Below are 16,712 nucleotides of genomic sequence, written 5' to 3' on the forward strand. Positions count from 1 at the left end.
ATCACAGCGTCAAGACTACCGACAGAGACCTTGCGCATGCCACTCGCCTTGCTTGCCCTCGCTGTTGCCGCGTTCGGCATCGGCACCACTGAATTCGTCATCATGGGCCTGCTGCCCGACGTCGCTCGCGACCTCGCCGTCAGCATTCCACACGCCGGCCTGCTGATCACCGGCTACGCCCTGGGCGTGGTGTTCGGCGCGCCGATTCTTGCGATTGGCACCGCCAACATGCCGCGCAAGGCGACGTTACTGGGGATGACGCTGATGTTCATCCTCGGCAATGTCCTGTGTGCCTTGGCGCCGAACTACGCCACCCTGATGGCGGCTCGCGTGGTCACTGCGTTGTGCCACGGTGCGTTTTTCGGCATCGGTTCGGTGGTCGCGGCCGGGCTGGTCGCGCCGAACAAACGGGCGCAAGCCATTGCGATGATGTTCACCGGCCTGACGCTGGCCAATGTGCTGGGCGTGCCATTGGGCACCGCGCTCGGGCAGTACGCCGGCTGGCGCTCGACCTTCTGGGCGGTCTCGGTGATTGGCGTGATTGCCGCCATCGCGCAATGGCTCTGGCTGCCGAACCACATCGCCATGGACAAGGCCAATCTGGCCAGCGAGTTCAAGGTGCTGGGCAAGGTCAATGTGTTGCTGGCGCTGGGCATGAGCGTGCTGGCGTCGACCAGCCTGTTCAGCGTGTTCACTTACATTGCGCCAATCCTGCAGGACATCACCGGCGTCAGTCCGCATGGCGTGACGATTATGCTGTTGTTGTTTGGCGTGGGTTTGACTGCAGGAAGCATGCTCGGCGGTCGACTGGCGGATAGTCGTTTACTGCCTTCGCTGGTGGGCATGGCGCTGGCTGTAGTGGTGGTGCTGGCGGCGTTCTCGCAGACCAGCCATTCGGTGATTCCGGCGGCGATCACGCTGGTGCTGTGGGGGATCTTTGCGTTCGCCCTGTGCCCGATCCTGCAACTGTTGATCATCGATCAGGCACACGACGCGCCCAACCTCGGCTCGACGCTGAATCAGAGCGCGTTCAACCTGGGCAACGCCGCGGGCGCGTGGATTGGTGGGCTGGTGGTTGCCAGTGGCGCCGACCTGGCGGACTTGCCGTGGACGGGTGCGCTGGTCAGTGGTTTGACGGTGCTGACGGCGTTGTTCTTTATTTATCTGCAGCGTCGTGGTGCGGCTGCGGTGAATGTGTCCGGCTGATTGAGTGCTTTGCTGCTGAAATAGCTTTCGCGAGCAGGCTCACTCCCACATGAACCGAGTCCTTCCCTGTGGGAGCGAGCCTGCTCGCGAAGAAGCTGACGCGGTGTACCTGCCGTTACTTCTCTTCGCGCTCGCGTGAATCCGCTACCTGATCCGCACTCTTCTTCGGCGGCCCGCTCTCGCTGCGAATCTGCGCATGACTGATCAAGGCAAAGATGCAGCTGCCGCCGATGATATTCCCCGCCAACGTCGGGCCGGCGAACACCAGCCAGAAATCCTTCCACGGCAACTCGCCGGCAAACACCAGGTACGACACCTCGGCCGAACCGACCACGATGTGGGTGAAATCACCCAGTGCCATGAGGTAGGTGATGAGGATGATGATCCACATCTTCGCGCTCTCCATGGACGGAATCATCCAGACCATGGTGGCGATCATCCAGCCCGAGACGATGCCCTTGGCGAACATCTGGCTGGCGTGGTTTTCCATGACTTTGCGGCCGATTTCGAGGAAGGCCACGTCGGTCTTCGTATCGAAAATCGGCAGGTTCAGCATCACGTAGGCCACGAGCAACGTGCCGCACAGGTTGCCTCCCAGCACCACAGTCCAAAGCCGCAGTAATCGACCGAAGTTGTTCAGTGTGGGTTTGGTCATGACCGGCAACACGGCGGTCAGGGTGTTTTCGGTGAACAACTGCTGGCGGGCGAGGATCACCGCAAGAAAACCGGCGCAGTAGCCAAAACTGGCGATCACCTTAAAGTGCTCGCCGTCCGGCAATCGTGAATTGAGCAACCCCATGGCCATCAGCGACAAGCCCATGGTCAGGCCCGCAGCCAGCGCCGACCACCACAGCGCCGCGACGCTGCGCTCGAGCTCCTGGTCGCCCTGGGTGCGGATGATTTCGTGCAGTACCGCCGCACGAGGCGGCTGGTTTTTGTCGACGTCGTGCTGTTCTTCAGCCGAGAGGTTCGGGGTCTTGCCGTCTTTTGGGGTGTCCATAGCGTTCCTGAACCGGTGGTGTGTCATGTAGGTACGACACGCGTGGTTCGGCGCTGTTCAGTAGTCAGTCAAATCATCATTGACGGCGGTGCCGCCTTCGCGAGCAGGCTCGCTCCCACACTGGATCCCTGTCGATCACAAATGCTGTGTTCACTGAATATCTATGTGGGAGCGAGCCTGCTCGCGAAGGCCGCACCACCGATGTCACTCGCTGGCGACATCATCCTGAAACTGGTCTTTGACGTACTTGATCTCGGTACGCCCGTGCGGCGCCGGCAAGCCGTCTTCGCCCAGGTTGACGAACACCATTTTCTCGACCGTCAGGATGCTTTTGCGGGTGATCTTGTTGCGCACTTCGCAGGTCAGGCTGATTGACGTGCGACCAAACTCGGTGGCGGTAATGCCCAGCTCGATGATGTCGCCCTGGCGCGAGGCGCTGACGAAGTTGATTTCGGAAATGTACTTGGTGACAACGCGCTGGTTGCCCAGCTGAACGATGGCATAGATTGCCGCTTCTTCGTCGATCCAGCGCAACAGGCTGCCGCCGAACAGCGTGCCGTTGGGGTTGAGGTCTTCAGGTTTTACCCATTTGCGGGTGTGGAAATTCATATTCACTCCTGAGCGTCTTGCGAAATGATGGGGGGCATCATGGCAGAGCCCGGCCGAGAGCTCTATTACGCATAGACTATGGTCTCGATTACCGTTCAGACATTGCCCCACATAAACGCTTTGGAAGTATCGCTCACACGGCTATAATCGCCACCGTTTCAAAACGGTAACGTTCCATTGATACCGTTTTCCCGCCACCTGTCCGAGGGGCGCTGCAGCAGGTTCGACCTGTCAGGCTCGGATGGGGCGTTGCTTGGTCGTTATCGACCAGACACTAAACGCACAACGGCGCCCATTCGCATACATTACGAATGGAGGCTCATCATGAGCGCTGTTATCACGCCTGCAGATTTTAACGATTACAAAGTGGCCGACATGTCCCTGGCTGCCTGGGGCCGTCGCGAAACCATCATCGCCGAATCCGAAATGCCTGCCCTGATGGGTCTGCGCCGTAAATACGTTGGTGAGCAGCCGCTCAAAGGCGCGAAAATCCTCGGCTGCATCCACATGACCATTCAGACTGCCGTGCTGATCGAAACCCTGGTTGCCCTGGGTGCCGAAGTACGTTGGTCGTCCTGCAACATTTTCTCGACTCAAGACCAGGCCGCTGCCGCTATCGCTGCTGCCGGCATCCCGGTTTTCGCCTGGAAAGGCGAGACTGAAGAAGAGTACGAGTGGTGCCTGGAGCAAACCATCCTCAAAGATGGCGCGCCTTGGGATGCCAACATGATCCTCGACGACGGCGGCGACCTGACTCAGCTGCTGCACGACAAGTACCCACAGGTTCTGGACCGCGTCCACGGCGTGACCGAAGAAACCACCACCGGCGTTCACCGCCTGCTGGACATGCTGGCCAAGGGCGAGCTGAAAATCCCGGCCATCAACGTCAACGACTCGGTAACCAAGTCCAAGAACGACAACAAGTACGGCTGCCGTCACAGCCTGAACGACGCGATCAAGCGCGGTACCGACCACCTGCTGTCCGGCAAGCAAGCGCTGGTCATCGGTTACGGTGACGTGGGCAAGGGCTCCGCTCAGTCCCTGCGTCAGGAAGGCATGATCGTTAAAGTCTCCGAAGTTGACCCGATCTGCGCCATGCAAGCCTGCATGGACGGCTACGAGCTGGTTTCGCCGTTCATCGACGGCATCAACGACGGCACCGAAGCAAGCATCGACAAAGCGCTGCTGGGCAAGATCGACCTGATCGTGACCACCACCGGTAACGTCAATGTTTGCGACTCGAACATGCTCAAAGCCCTGAAGAAGCGCGCTGTTGTCTGCAACATCGGTCACTTCGACAACGAAATCGACACCGCTTTCATGCGCAAAAACTGGGCGTGGGAAGAAGTGAAGCCACAGGTTCACAAAATCCACCGCACCGGCCCGGGCGCTTTCGACGCTCAGAACGATGACTACCTGATCCTGCTGGCCGAAGGCCGTCTGGTTAACCTGGGTAACGCTACCGGTCACCCAAGCCGCATCATGGACGGTTCGTTCGCCAACCAGGTTCTGGCGCAGATCTTCCTGTTCGGCCAGAAGTACGCCGACCTGTCGCCAGCCCAGAAAGCCGAGCGCCTGACGGTTGAAGTACTGCCGAAGAAACTCGACGAAGAAGTGGCCCTGGAAATGGTCCGCGGTTTCGGCGGCGTTGTGACTCAACTGACCAAGACCCAGGCCGACTACATCGGCGTGACCGTTGAAGGTCCGTTCAAGCCGCACGCTTACCGCTACTGATTCGCTGACGGCAATAGCGGTGTTCTGATACACCGCGTTGCCTGCATCGCCAGCAAGCCGGCTCCTACAGGGGAGCGGTCGTACGCGGGTAACGTGTACGAAACAAACCCTGTAGGAGCCGGCTTGCTGGCGATTGCGGACAAACCAGCCCCACAGGCTTACGCGTTTTAAAGGATATGACCATGTCCCAAGACCGTCGCTACAGCTTCGAGTTCTTCCCTACGAAGACCGACGCTGGGCATGAAAAGCTGCTCGCCACTGCCCGTCAGCTGGCCACGTATAACCCCGATTTCTTCTCCTGCACCTATGGCGCTGGCGGTTCGACCCGTGATCGCACCCTCAACACCGTGTTGCAGCTCGAAAGCGAAGTCAAAGTCCCTGCCGCCCCGCACTTGTCTTGCGTAGGCGACAGCAAGGACGACTTGCGCGGCCTGTTGGCCCAGTACAAGGCTGCCGGCATCAAGCGTATCGTTGCCTTGCGCGGTGACCTGCCTTCGGGCATGGGCATGGCCAGCGGCGAAATGCGCCACGCCAATGACCTGGTCGAATTCATTCGTGAAGAGACCGGCGATCATTTCCACATCGAAGTCGCCGCTTACCCGGAAATGCACCCGCAAGCTCGCAACTTCGAAGACGATATCGCCAACTTTGTGCGCAAGGCCAACGCTGGCGCCGACAGCGCGATCACCCAGTACTTCTTCAACGCCGACAGCTACTTCTACTTCGTCGAGCGTGTACGGGCCGCGGGTGTGAACATCCCGATCGTGCCGGGGATCATGCCGATCACCAACTACAGCAAACTGGCGCGTTTCTCTGACGCCTGCGGCGCAGAAATCCCGCGCTGGATCCGTAAACAGCTGGAAGCCTACGGCGACGACACCCAAAGCATTCAAGGCTTTGGTGAGCAAGTCATCACCGAAATGTGCGAACGCCTGCTGCAAGGTGGCGCACCCGGCCTGCACTTCTACACACTGAATCAGGCTGAAGCGAGCCTGGCGGTGTGGAACAACCTGAAGTTGCCGCGCTGAAACAGTGCAAAACCCTGAAAAGGCTCTGGCGAAATCCAGGGCCTTTTTTATGGAATATGCCTTGTGCCAGAGCTTCTGGATCCAGTTTCTGGCTCTTTATGATTTCTCGTCGTAATCTCAAGCCATGCCCCTGATTTCGCAATGTCTGACAGTGCTGCTTTTTACTTGCCTGAGCTTCGCCGCCCGGGGCGAGAAGCTGCGCATTGTCACCGAACCATGGGCGCCTTACGTCTATGAGGAAGACGGCAAGGCCCTGGGACTGGATTACGAAACCACGGCCATTGTCTTCAAACGCCTGGGGATCGAAGTGGACTGGCAGTTCCTGCCGTGGAAACGCTGCCTGTCGATGCTCGAAACCGGGCAGGCGGACGGCGCGCTGGACATTTTCCACAGCGATGAGCGTGACGCGACCCTGCTCTACCCCGTGGAGCCGCTCTCGGAAGTCGAATTCGTGATGTTCTACGCCAATGACAAACCCCATCCGTTTCGCACCCTCGACGACCTGAAAGGCCTGACCATCGGCACCTCGCCGGGCTACCTCTACAGCAAGGATTTCAGCGACTCCACCCTGTTCACCCGTGAACCGGCGCCGACCCATGAAGCCAACTTCGGCAAGCTGGTACGCGGACGGATCGACCTGCTGATCACGGATCGCCGGGTCGGCCAGCACTTGCTCGATGAATTGGGTATCCGCGGCAGCATCACTGAAAACCCGACCGTTATCAGCCACCAGAGCCAGTTTCTGGCGGTACGCAAAAATGCCGGCATGGACCTGCTGGTGCAGCGTTTCGGTGCCGAACTCAAGCGTTTCAAGCGCGAGCCCGCCTACGCGGAGTTGAGCGCCCGTTACGGCGCCGATCCGGGCGCTGATGTGAAAGCCGCTACTGCTGCCTCGGCCACCGTAAAAACCGTTGAGCAGCAGGAAAGCGGCGCGCAGTGATTGCTCTGTTATACTCCGGCCTTCCCGCCAGGCTCACGCCCGGACGCTCGGACTTGTTCAAGGCATCTCGACCCCGCTACAGCGCAGCTCTTCAGCCCGCGCGAGCGCTCCAGACGAGCTTTCAAGGCCCAGCAGGACCGGACGGGATTGCGTTCCTCATAAACGCCATTCGCGCCAGGCAAGACTCCCATTGGGCCAAGCCCTAACTAAAACAGGATTACTCATGTCCTTTGCTTCCCTCGGTCTCTCCGAGGCTTTAGTCCGCGCCATCGAGGCAGCGGGCTATACCGAGCCTACTCCGGTGCAACAGCGGGCCATTCCCGCCGTGTTGCAAGGTCGCGACCTGATGGTCGCGGCTCAGACAGGTACTGGTAAAACCGGTGGCTTCGCCCTTCCGATCCTGGAGCGGTTGTTCCCTAACGGTCACCCGGACAAATCCCAGCGTCACGGCCCGCGCCAACCGCGCGTCCTGGTCCTGACCCCGACTCGCGAACTCGCAGCCCAGGTCCACGAGAGCTTCAAGGTCTATGCCCGTGACCTGAAGTTCGTCAGCGCCTGCATCTTCGGCGGCGTCGGCATGAACCCGCAGGTTCAGGCCATGTCCCGCGGTGTTGACGTGCTGGTGGCCTGCCCTGGCCGCCTGCTCGACCTCGCCGGCCAAGGCAGCGTCGATTTGTCCCACGTGGAAATCCTCGTGCTGGACGAAGCCGACCGCATGCTCGACATGGGCTTCGTCCATGACGTGAAGAAGGTCCTGGCCCGCCTGCCGGCCAAACGGCAGAACCTGCTGTTCTCGGCGACGTTCTCCAAGGACATCACCGACCTCGCCGGCAAGTTGCTGCACAACCCGGAACGCATCGAAGTCACGCCGCCGAACACCACGGTCGAGCGTATCGAACAGCGCGTATTCCGCCTGCCAGCCAACCACAAGCGTTCGCTGCTGGCGCACTTGATCACCGCAGGCGCCTGGGAACAGGTGCTGGTGTTCACCCGCACCAAGCACGGCGCCAACCGCCTGGCCGAGTACCTGGACAAACACGGCCTCAGCGCCGTCGCGATCCACGGCAACAAGAGCCAGAACGCCCGCACCAAAGCCCTGGCTGACTTCAAGGCCGGTGAAGTGCGCATTCTGGTTGCTACCGACATCGCCGCTCGCGGCCTGGACATCGACCAGTTGCCACACGTGGTCAACTTCGAACTGCCAAACGTCGACGAAGACTACGTGCACCGTATCGGCCGTACTGGCCGTGCCGGTCGTTCGGGCGAGGCGATCTCGCTGGTCGCTCCGGACGAAGAGAAGCTGCTGAAAAGCATTGAGCGCATGACCAAGCAGAAGATTGCCGACGGCAACCTGATGGGCTTCGACTCCAGCGCTGTAGAAGCCGAGAAACCTGAAGTCCGCGAGCGGCCGGATGTGCGTAACCCGCGCAACCCACGTGGCCCGCGCGGCGACGGTCCGAACGGCACCGGTGGTGGTGGCGGTCGCAAGGACAAAGGCAAAGACAAGGGCGGCAAGGAAAAACCTGCTGCTACTGGTCGTGGCGATCGTCCGGCCCGTGAACACAAGCCACGCGAAGGCACCCCGGCGCGCGAGCAACAGCGTCCGGCGCCACGCGCTGCCGCGGCTGACCGTGCTCCAGACGAGTTCCTGGACGACGATATCGATAACTTCGGTAACCGCGTTGATTACGTCCCTCAAGCCAAACCGGCTCAGGGCCGTGGTCGCCGTCCGGGTGCTCCGGCACAAGGCACGACCGCTGGCGCAGGTGCTCCGCGCACCGGCGGCAAGCCTCAGGGTCGCCAAAGCGGTCCACGCAGCAGCGACGGCGCCACCACCGGCACCCCGCCGGCCAAGCGCAGCGGTCCACGCAGCGGTGCGCCACGTGACGGTCAGGCCCGTCGCGAAGAAGGCCGCAACCGTCGTCCGGCCCGTGACGATCAGCCACGTTCGGAACCAGCCGTGCAGAACCCGCGCGGTCCAGCGCCGAAGATCATTCACAAGGAGTCGAAAACCGATCGTTTCCCGACTCCCGAGCAACTTGATCAACTGCCAGGCCGTCCACGCGGCGAAAAACCAGCGTTGCTGACCCGCAATCGCTAAGTTTTTCCCGCCATGAAAAATGCCCCTGATCTCACGATCCGGGGCATTTTTTTGGCCTGACAAAAAACGCCCCCGACCGCAAGGTCGGGGGCGTTCTTGTGTCTGCGGCGAAAATTACTTCGCTTTCACACCTTCAAAGGTGACGTACAGATCAACTGCATCAGACTGTGGACCCAGGTCCATCATCTTGCCGAAATCAGAACGCTTGATGCTGAAATTGCCTTCAAAGCCGGCACGGTAGCCGCCCCATGGATCCTTGCCTTCACCCAGGAAAGTGGCCTTGACCACGATTGGCTTGGTGACACCCGCAATGGTCAGGTCGCCAGTCACGTCGGCAGTGACTTTACCGTCGGCGTTTTTGCCGGTGGTTTTAACGCTGGTGGACTTGAACGTGGCCTTAGGGAAATCAGCCACTTTCAGGAAGTCTTTGCTGGAGATGTGCTTGTCACGCTCAGCGTTGTTGGTGAAAACGCTCGCCGTGTTCACGTTGAACTCGATCTTGCTGTCTTCTGGCTTGGCAGCATCAAAGCTGAACGTGCCGTCGATGTCCTTGAAAGTACCGGTGATGTAGCTGTAACCCAGGTGGCTGATCTTGAAGTCGACGAAGGCGTGTTGGCCAGTTTTGTCGACGGTGTAGTCAGCAGCCATTACGTTGGCGGACAACAGGGCGGAGCCGATTGCCAGAGCGGCGAGAGTCTTTTTCAACATGTCTTGTATTCCTTGAGGGGCTAAGTTGAACGTCAGGCTTTGCGACCCAGCATTCGTTTCAGGGTCACATCACGGTCGATAAAGTGGTGTTTCAATGCTGCCAACGCATGGAGACCGGAAAAAATTACCAATGCCCATGCCAGGTAGAGATGAATCGCACCTGCGTTATCTGCCTGGTCCGGTAGCCCGGAAACCAGTGCAGGCACTTCAAACCAGTCAAACACCGGAATCCCGACACCCTCTGCGGTGGAAATCAGGTAACCGGCAATCATCACAGCGAACAAACAGAGATACAAAAACGCATGCCCGAACTTGGCGCCAAGGCGCGTCATCCGGCTGTAGCTGCTCAGCGTTGGCGGCGGTGGGCTGATAAAGCGCCACAACACGCGCAACACCATGACAGCCAGCAGGATCAGACCGATGCTCTTGTGCAGGTCAGGTCCTGCCTTGCGCCAAGGGTCGTAGTAGCCGAGACCGACCATCCACAGACCCAGACCGAACAAACCGAACACTGCCAGCGCTACGCCCCAGTGCATGAAGATGCTGACCCAGCCGTAGCGAGAGGTAGAGTTTCGTAGTTGCATTGCCGAGTCCCTGTAAGTGCTGGCCCAAGACTATCGAGTTATCTATCGAATTAAAGCGGAAAATTTCGCTTTGAAATATCGAGAAATACGATCAAGAGCTTGAAATAGGCGTGTTAAGGAAAGATTAAAGACCACTGTATGAAAAAAGATGACGCCCAACTAAAGAACACCTGCTCGCCGGGATTTATTCAATTCTTAGTAGCGGTTTTTCTTCAGGCATAAAAAAACGCGGCATCTCTGCCGCGTTTCTTAGTCCAGACGCTTACTGCGCCTTGGTTTCCGTTGCCGGGGTTGCAGCCGGTTTAGCGGCTGGTTTTTTTGCCGGTTCGGTTTTCTTCACCGGGGCCTTTTTGGCTGCCGGTTTTTTCGCCGGGGTTTTGGCCGGTGCCTTTTTCGCAGGCTCGGCTTTCACTGGCGTTGCAGGCTTCGGTGCTTCCACCGGTGCCACTACCGGAGCAGGTGCTGGGTCCGGCGCAGGTGGTGTGTAAGGCGCAGGTGCCTTGACCGGCTCTGCCTTCTTGTCGTCATCCGAACCACCGAACAGGTTGCTGAAGAAGTTACCTTTCTTCGCCGCCACTGCGCCGGCCGCTGCTGCCGGCACCACTTTCGCCGGTTCAAACGATTTGCCCGCCGCCAGGTCTTCTACCTGACTGGCTGCACGCTGGCCGGTGCGCAATGCGCCTTCCAGGGTGCCCGGGTACAAGGTGTCGGTGTGTTCGCCGGCGAACGCTACGCGCTGGATCGGACGCTCCCACAGGCGCCAGTACTTGCTGATCTGGCCCGGGCCGAAGGCCAGGTAAGCGCCACCCATCGACGGGTCGGTGCTGTAGCGGCGGATTTCATAACCGGTGAACGAACCGCGCGCTTGTGGATAAAAGGCGTGCAGGCGAATCAGCACCTGATCGACCATCTGCTTGTCGCCGAACGCCTGCATCACCCGAGCGTTGTCGCCGGACAGGTTGATCACCACGTTGGCGCCACCCTTCAACGCCGGCTCGACCCACAACATGCCGAGGCCGGTGTTGCTGAAAATCTCGCCGGACATGCGCGCCTTCGGTTCCCATACCGGCGTCTTGAACTTCAGCATGATCTGGTCGCGCCAACCGTAGTTGGTACCTTTGATGGCGCCCATGTGCTGGGCATCCAGCGACGGAGTCATCTGGATCTTGTTCAGTGCGCGCAACGGCACCGCCAACACCACGTAGTCAGCCTGATAACCGACCGAGCCGACTTTGACGGTCACGCCGTCCTTGTCCTGGGTAATCGAGGAGACCGGGGAGCTGGTCTTGATGGTTTTCAGCTGTTTGACGAACGCCTGGGCCAGCACCGTGCTGCCGCCCACCAGTCGCGAAGCACGCAGGTCACGATCGGACGTGCCACGGTAAACACGGCTTTGTTGCGCGTAGTACAGCAGCGACAGGCGCGAAGGCTCGTCGTAGCGGGAACGAATCTGCTGATTGATCAGCTGACGCGCAGTGGCTGGCAGGTTCTGCTTGTCGAGCCAGTTGGAGACGTTGATCTGATCCAGCGTTTGCAAAGTGCTGGTGGCGAGCGGGTTCTGCGGATCGTCAATCGAGCGCGCCAGATCATCCAGGGTTTTTTCGTAGCGCTTGAGCGCGTCGGCGGTGGCCGGTTGCTTGGTCGCCAGATCAGCCGCGGAGAAGTATTCGCCGTCGATCAGATAACTTGGGGTACGCACGAATTCCGGGGCTGGCGTGGTGCTCAGCTTGAAGGTCGACACGTATTTGTTCAGCACCGGTTGAGTCTTGTCGTTGCCGATCCACTCGCTGGTGGCCATGCCGGAGCGACCGCCCAGGCTCGGTTTGGCTTCCAGCAGGGTGACCTGCCAGCCTTTGTTCTGCAGCTCGTAAGCCGCGGTCAGGCCAGACAGCCCGCCGCCGATCACGATCGCGGTTTTATCCTTGGCCAGCGCAGACACGCTGAACAGCCCCAACATCACCAGCGCACAGGCGCGCAGCCAACCGACAGACATTCAGCGAACTCCGGAAATACATGAGGAAATAGCAGTTTTACGAGTCAGGCGACTCCAGGAACCGCGAAGGATACGTCAGGCTTCAGACGCCCGCCAGCAACGTCTATCGCCCCATACAAAGTAGCTCAATCGTCACAATGGGTTGTCCCGGCGCGACGCATTGCATAGGCTTGCGCGATTGTTTACCCGCCTACGTCACGGGTAGCCTCGAGGAGACAGAAAATGGGCCTGAATAAACAGTGGATGGAACGCGATCTCAAGGTGTTGTGGCATCCCTGCACCCAGATGAAAGATCACGAACAACTGCCGCTGATCCCGATCAAGCGCGGTGAAGGCGTTTGGCTGGAAGACTTCGAAGGCAAGCGCTACCTCGACGCTGTCAGCTCCTGGTGGGTCAACGTGTTTGGCCACGCCAACCCGCGCATCAACCAGCGCATCAAGGATCAGGTCGATCAGCTGGAGCACGTGATCCTCGCCGGTTTCAGCCACCAGCCGGTGATCGAGTTGTCCGAGCGCCTGGTGAAGATGACCCCGGAAGGCCTGACCCGGTGCTTCTACGCCGATAACGGTTCGTCCTGCATCGAAGTCGCGTTGAAAATGAGCTTTCACTACTGGCTCAACCGCGGCCAGCCGAACAAGAAGCGCTTTGTCACCCTGACCAACAGCTACCACGGCGAAACCATGGCGGCGATGTCGGTCGGCGACGTGCCGCTGTTCACCGAAACCTACAAGGCCCTGCTGCTGGACACCATCAAGGTGCCGAGCCCGGATTGCTACCTGCGCCCGGATGGCATGAGCTGGGAAGAACATTCGCGCAACATGTTTGCAGCCATGGAACAGACCCTGGCGGAAAATCATGACACTGTCGCGGCGGTGATCGTCGAGCCGCTGATCCAGGGCGCTGGCGGCATGCGCATGTACCACCCGGTGTACCTCAAACTGCTGCGCGAAGCCTGCGACCGCTATGGCGTGCACCTGATCCACGACGAAATCGCCGTCGGTTTCGGCCGCACCGGCACGATGTTCGCTTGTGAACAGGCCGGCATCCGCCCGGACTTCCTCTGCCTGTCCAAGGCCCTGACCGGCGGTTACCTGCCGCTGGCGGCCTGCGTGACGACCGAAGACGTCTACAGCGCCTTCTACGACGATTACCCGACCCTGCGCGCCTTCCTGCATTCGCACAGCTACACCGGCAATCCGCTGGCCTGCGCGGCGGCACTGGCGACGCTGGATATCTTCGAAGAAGACAACGTCATCGAGAACAACAAGGCCCTGGCCCAGCGCATGGCTTCCTCTACTGCGCACCTGGCTGATCATCCGAACGTTTCGGAAGTGCGCCAGACCGGCATGGTGCTGGCCATCGAGATGGTCAAGGACAAGGCTACAAAAGAAGCCTATCCGTGGCAGGAACGTCGCGGCTTGAAGGTGTTCCAGCACGCACTGGAACGCGGTGCTTTACTTCGTCCGTTGGGCAGCGTGGTGTATTTCCTGCCGCCGTACGTGATCACGCCGGAGCAGATCGACTTTCTGGCCGAAGTGGCCAGCGAAGGGATCGACATCGCGACGCGCAACAGCGTCAGCGTGGCGGTGCCGAAGGACTTCCACCCCGGCTTCCGCGATCCGGGCTGATTTATTTTTTTGAGCTTTTGTGGTGTCAGGGCCGACGCCTTCGCGAGCAGGCTCGCTCCCACAGTTAACCGAGTTCCCTGTGGGAGCGAGCCTGCTCGCGAAGGCGTCGCCATGAACTACACCTGAATTACAGAGACCCCAAGATGAGACTGTCCCGCTTCTTTATCGACGCCCCCCTGAGCACCGGCGAGCACGAGTTGCCCGAGGCCCAGGCCCATTACATCAGCCGCGTGCTGCGCATGGCCGAGGGCGATGCGTTGCAGCTGTTCGACGGTTCGGGCCACGAGTTTCGCGCCACGCTGGTGGAGGTCGGCAAGAAGCGCGTTGTGGTGCAGATCGATGAGTCCTTCGCCGGGCAAGTCGAGTCGCCGTTGGCAATCCATCTCGGCCAGGGCCTGTCCCGCGGCGAGCGCATGGACTGGGCGATTCAGAAAGCCACCGAACTGGGCGTTACCGAAATCACCCCGATCTTCAGCGACCGCTGCGAAGTCCGCCTCAAGGACGAACGCGCCGACAAACGCCTGATGCACTGGCGCCAGGTGGCGATCAGCGCCTGCGAGCAGTGCGGGCGTTCACGGGTGCCGGTGATTCATCCGCCGCTGCTGCTGGCGGATTGGTTGAAGCAGACTGAAGCCGAGTTGAAGTTGGTGCTGCATCCGGTGGCTGAGCCGTTGGTCAGTCACGCCAAACCTGCGACGCTGGCGTTTCTGATTGGCCCGGAAGGCGGGTTGTCCGATGCTGAAGTCGAGCAGGCCAAAGCCAGCGGCTTCCACGCCGCCCGCCTTGGGCCTCGGGTGTTGCGCACAGAGACTGCGCCGGTGGTAGCTTTGGCGGTTGCCCAGCAATTATGGGGTGACTTCTAGGGCCCTTTCGCGAGCAGGCTCGCTCCCACATTGAAATGCACTCCCCTGTGGGAGCGAGCCTGCTCGCGAATGGCCGCGACCCAATCTAGCGGCCGATCCGGCTGCTACTGAACCGGATCGCTCACCGGGTGGGCGATGATTGCCTTGAGTTCGCTGGTCATCGGGAACTCAAGGTTCAACCCCTTCGGCGGGATCGGCTGTTCAAACCAGCGCTGGTAGATGCCGTTGATCTCGCCCGAGCTGTACAAATCAGCCAACGCGCCATTCACCAGGGCAAGGAATTGCGGATCATCCTTGCGCACCATGCAGCTGTAGATTTCCCGCGATTGCTCCTCCCCGACCACCACCCATTTATGCGGATCATGCGCCTTGGCGCGTTCGCCGTAGAGCAGTGCGTCGTCCATGTAGAACGCCGCCGCCCGACCGGACTGCAGCATCTGGAACGCTTCGCCGTGGTCCTTGGCGCTGATCACGAACATATCGATCTTGTTGTCGACGTTGTAGCTCTTCAGAAAGCGTTCGTTGGTGGTGCCGGCGGTGGTCACCACATTCTTGCCGCGCAGGTCGGCGAAACTCTTGATCCCGCTGTCCCTGGCCGTCAGCAACTGACCTTTGACGTAGATGAAGCCGTAGGAAAACGCTACTTGCTTCTGTCGTTCGGCGGTCACGCCCGTGGAGCCGCATTCGAGGTCGACGGTGCCGTTCTGCACCAGTGGAATCCGCGTCTGCGAGGTCACCAGGGTGTATTTCACTTTCAGCTCAGGCAGCTTCAATTGCTGGCGGATACGCTCGACAATCTTGCTCGCCAGATCCACTGAATAACCCATCGGCTGACCCGTGTGATCGCCCACATAGGAGAACGGCACCGACGCATCGCGGTAACCCAGCGTGATGCTCTTGGCAGTGGCAACCTTGTCCAGCGTGCCGGTCAGCGGCGCTTCATTGGCTTGAACCTGACTGCCCAGTAACAGCCCGAGGGTGCAGCCGAGCAACGTGATTTTTTGCATTGTTATTCTCCGTTGTGGGTGTTGGGTGCTGATGGATTCAGATGCGGGCGGCCGGGTGGCTGAAACCCAGCAGGTCGATGGACGTCTGGCGCTGACTGATCAGCTCGCTGAGCAACTGGCCGCTGCCACAGGCCAGGGTAAATCCCAGCGCGCCATGACCGAGATTCAGCCACAGATTGCGGTAAGCCGTGGCGCCCAAAAGTGGCACGCCGCTGGGGGTCGCCGGACGCATGCCGGCCCACTCCACGGCCGCATCGTAATCGCCGGCATTCGGCAACGTGTCGCGGGCCTGGCGCTTGATCAGGCTCAAGCGTTCAGGATCGACAGCCGGGTCGAAGCCGACAATGTCGACCATCGCTGCCACGCGCAATTGGTCACCGATGCGCGCATACACGATCTTGCGGTCGTAGTCGGTGATGCTCAGGTCGGGCGCCCGGTGTTCGGCACCAATCGGCAGCGTCAGGCTGTAGCCCTTCAGGGGATAGAGCGGCAGTCGCAGGCCGGGCAGTGCCAGCAACGGACTGCGATGGCCGGCGGCGATCACCAGTTGCTCGACCGGCAACACCTTGGCGCCCAACTCAATGGCGCTGACCGCACCATTGCTGTGTTGAATCCCGGTCACCGCGTGCCCGAGGTGAAATTCGCAACGGCCGGACGCCTTCAGTCGCGCCACCAGTTGCTGGCAAAAGCCATGGCAATCGCCGACCTCTTCGTCCGGCGTATAGATCGCGCCGACAAAAGGTGCATCGGCCAGCGCCGGCTCCAGCTGCGCGCACTCGGCGGCAGATAACACCTGCTGTTGCTGCGGATCGGCCAGGCCTTGGCGCGCTTTCCCGAAGCTGGCCGGGTTGCGGAAGGTCACCAGTTTGCCGTTGCGCCGCCATTGGAAATCGCTCAGCCCATCGTCTTCGCGCCAGGTTTTCAGCGTGCCCTGGCTGAACAGCGCCAGGCGCAGCAAATGCGCGGCGTTCTCACGGTTGACCGAGCGGCGGCACGCGGCGAGGAACGATGCCATCCAGCGCCATTGCACCGGATCGAGCCGTGGGCGCAGCTTCAACGGCGAGTCGCCGCGCAACATCCAGCCAATCGCCTGCAACGGCACGCCGGCGTCCGCCAGTGGCGCCACGTAGCGATAGGACAACTGGCCGCCGTTGGCGAAACTGGTTTCGCTGCCCAGCGAATCCCGGGCCTCGACCACCGTCACCTCGAAGCCGTCGCGCACCAGCGCATACGCCGTTGCCAGGCCAATCACGCCACCGCCGATGATGCACACACGCTGAACCATGTCCGTCCCTAAAACCGTTGTGAAG

14 protein-coding genes and 1 riboswitch are annotated in these 16,712 nt (G+C 60.4%); of the genes, 7 read left to right on the forward strand and 7 right to left on the reverse strand.

Going from position 1 to position 16,712, the window contains the following annotated elements; all coding sequences use genetic code 11:
• The first annotated feature begins 36 nt into the window (after positions 1–36).
• On the forward strand, positions 37–1,206 hold the full coding sequence (locus AC07N8_RS22505) for an MFS transporter (protein WP_493145890.1): 1,170 nt from the start codon (positions 37–39) through the stop codon (positions 1,204–1,206).
• Positions 1,207–1,321: 115 nt separating this feature from the next.
• Here AC07N8_RS22505 and AC07N8_RS22510 read toward each other — a convergent pair whose 3' ends face one another.
• Together AC07N8_RS22510 and AC07N8_RS22515 are read right to left on the reverse strand one after the other, a co-directional pair.
• The gene (locus AC07N8_RS22510) at positions 1,322–2,206 is read right to left on the reverse strand and encodes a formate/nitrite transporter family protein (RefSeq protein WP_493145891.1); all 885 of its coding nucleotides are present in this window, start codon (positions 2,204–2,206) and stop codon (positions 1,322–1,324) included.
• A 204-nt stretch (positions 2,207–2,410) separates the two neighbouring features.
• Positions 2,411–2,815 (reverse strand): acyl-CoA thioesterase, encoded by a 405-nt coding sequence (locus AC07N8_RS22515; RefSeq protein ID WP_123434694.1) that lies wholly within the window; start codon positions 2,813–2,815, stop codon positions 2,411–2,413.
• Between the two features lie 198 nt (positions 2,816–3,013).
• Positions 3,014–3,116, forward strand: a riboswitch (S-adenosyl-L-homocysteine riboswitch).
• A 23-nt stretch (positions 3,117–3,139) separates the two neighbouring features.
• Here AC07N8_RS22515 and ahcY point away from each other — a divergent pair.
• The 4 genes from ahcY (at position 3,140) to rhlE2 (ending at position 8,618) form a co-directional block, all read left to right on the forward strand.
• Positions 3,140–4,549, forward strand: coding sequence for an adenosylhomocysteinase (gene ahcY / locus AC07N8_RS22520; protein WP_027926602.1), 1,410 nt, complete (start codon positions 3,140–3,142; stop codon positions 4,547–4,549).
• A gap of 182 nt (positions 4,550–4,731) precedes the next feature.
• Positions 4,732–5,577 carry a methylenetetrahydrofolate reductase [NAD(P)H] gene (metF, locus tag AC07N8_RS22525; RefSeq protein ID WP_483843412.1) on the forward strand — a complete coding sequence of 282 codons (846 nt, stop codon included), beginning with the start codon at positions 4,732–4,734 and terminating at the stop codon, positions 5,575–5,577.
• Between the two features lie 124 nt (positions 5,578–5,701).
• Entirely contained in the window at positions 5,702–6,517 is an 816-nt protein-coding gene (locus AC07N8_RS22530; RefSeq protein WP_493145892.1) for a substrate-binding periplasmic protein, read from the forward strand.
• Between the two features lie 223 nt (positions 6,518–6,740).
• The gene (rhlE2, locus tag AC07N8_RS22535; protein ID WP_027926599.1) at positions 6,741–8,618 is read left to right on the forward strand and encodes an RNA helicase RhlE2; all 1,878 of its coding nucleotides are present in this window, start codon (positions 6,741–6,743) and stop codon (positions 8,616–8,618) included.
• 114 nt (positions 8,619–8,732) lie between these two features.
• Here rhlE2 and AC07N8_RS22540 read toward each other — a convergent pair whose 3' ends face one another.
• The 3 genes from AC07N8_RS22540 to AC07N8_RS22550 all read right to left on the reverse strand — a co-directional run bounded on the left by AC07N8_RS22540 (position 8,733) and on the right by AC07N8_RS22550 (position 11,903).
• Positions 8,733–9,326 carry a YceI family protein gene (locus AC07N8_RS22540; protein ID WP_483843409.1) on the reverse strand — a complete coding sequence of 198 codons (594 nt, stop codon included), beginning with the start codon at positions 9,324–9,326 and terminating at the stop codon, positions 8,733–8,735.
• 32 nt (positions 9,327–9,358) lie between these two features.
• Positions 9,359–9,910 (reverse strand): cytochrome b, encoded by a 552-nt coding sequence (locus tag AC07N8_RS22545; RefSeq protein WP_493145893.1) that lies wholly within the window; start codon positions 9,908–9,910, stop codon positions 9,359–9,361.
• Between the two features lie 262 nt (positions 9,911–10,172).
• Positions 10,173–11,903, reverse strand: a complete 1,731-nt coding sequence (locus AC07N8_RS22550) for a flavin monoamine oxidase family protein (RefSeq protein WP_483843408.1) — start codon at positions 11,901–11,903, stop codon at positions 10,173–10,175.
• 222 nt (positions 11,904–12,125) lie between these two features.
• Here AC07N8_RS22550 and AC07N8_RS22555 point away from each other — a divergent pair, with 222 nt between their 5' ends.
• Together AC07N8_RS22555 and AC07N8_RS22560 are read left to right on the forward strand one after the other, a co-directional pair.
• A complete protein-coding gene (locus AC07N8_RS22555) occupies positions 12,126–13,532 on the forward strand; it encodes an adenosylmethionine--8-amino-7-oxononanoate transaminase (protein ID WP_123434700.1) in 1,407 nt (468 codons plus the stop codon).
• Between the two features lie 143 nt (positions 13,533–13,675).
• Positions 13,676–14,395, forward strand: a complete 720-nt coding sequence (locus AC07N8_RS22560) for a 16S rRNA (uracil(1498)-N(3))-methyltransferase (RefSeq protein WP_483843407.1) — start codon at positions 13,676–13,678, stop codon at positions 14,393–14,395.
• 104 nt (positions 14,396–14,499) lie between these two features.
• Here the strand turns inward: AC07N8_RS22560 and AC07N8_RS22565 are convergent, their stop codons facing one another.
• Both AC07N8_RS22565 and AC07N8_RS22570 read right to left on the reverse strand, forming a co-directional pair.
• On the reverse strand, positions 14,500–15,402 hold the full coding sequence (locus AC07N8_RS22565) for a transporter substrate-binding domain-containing protein (RefSeq protein ID WP_483843406.1): 903 nt from the start codon (positions 15,400–15,402) through the stop codon (positions 14,500–14,502).
• Positions 15,403–15,439: 37 nt separating this feature from the next.
• A complete protein-coding gene (locus AC07N8_RS22570; RefSeq protein ID WP_493145894.1) occupies positions 15,440–16,687 on the reverse strand; it encodes a D-amino acid dehydrogenase in 1,248 nt (415 codons plus the stop codon).
• Positions 16,688–16,712: the final 25 nt, after the last annotated feature.

It is taken from the genome of Pseudomonas sp. GW821-FHT10C09, assembly GCF_059415465.1.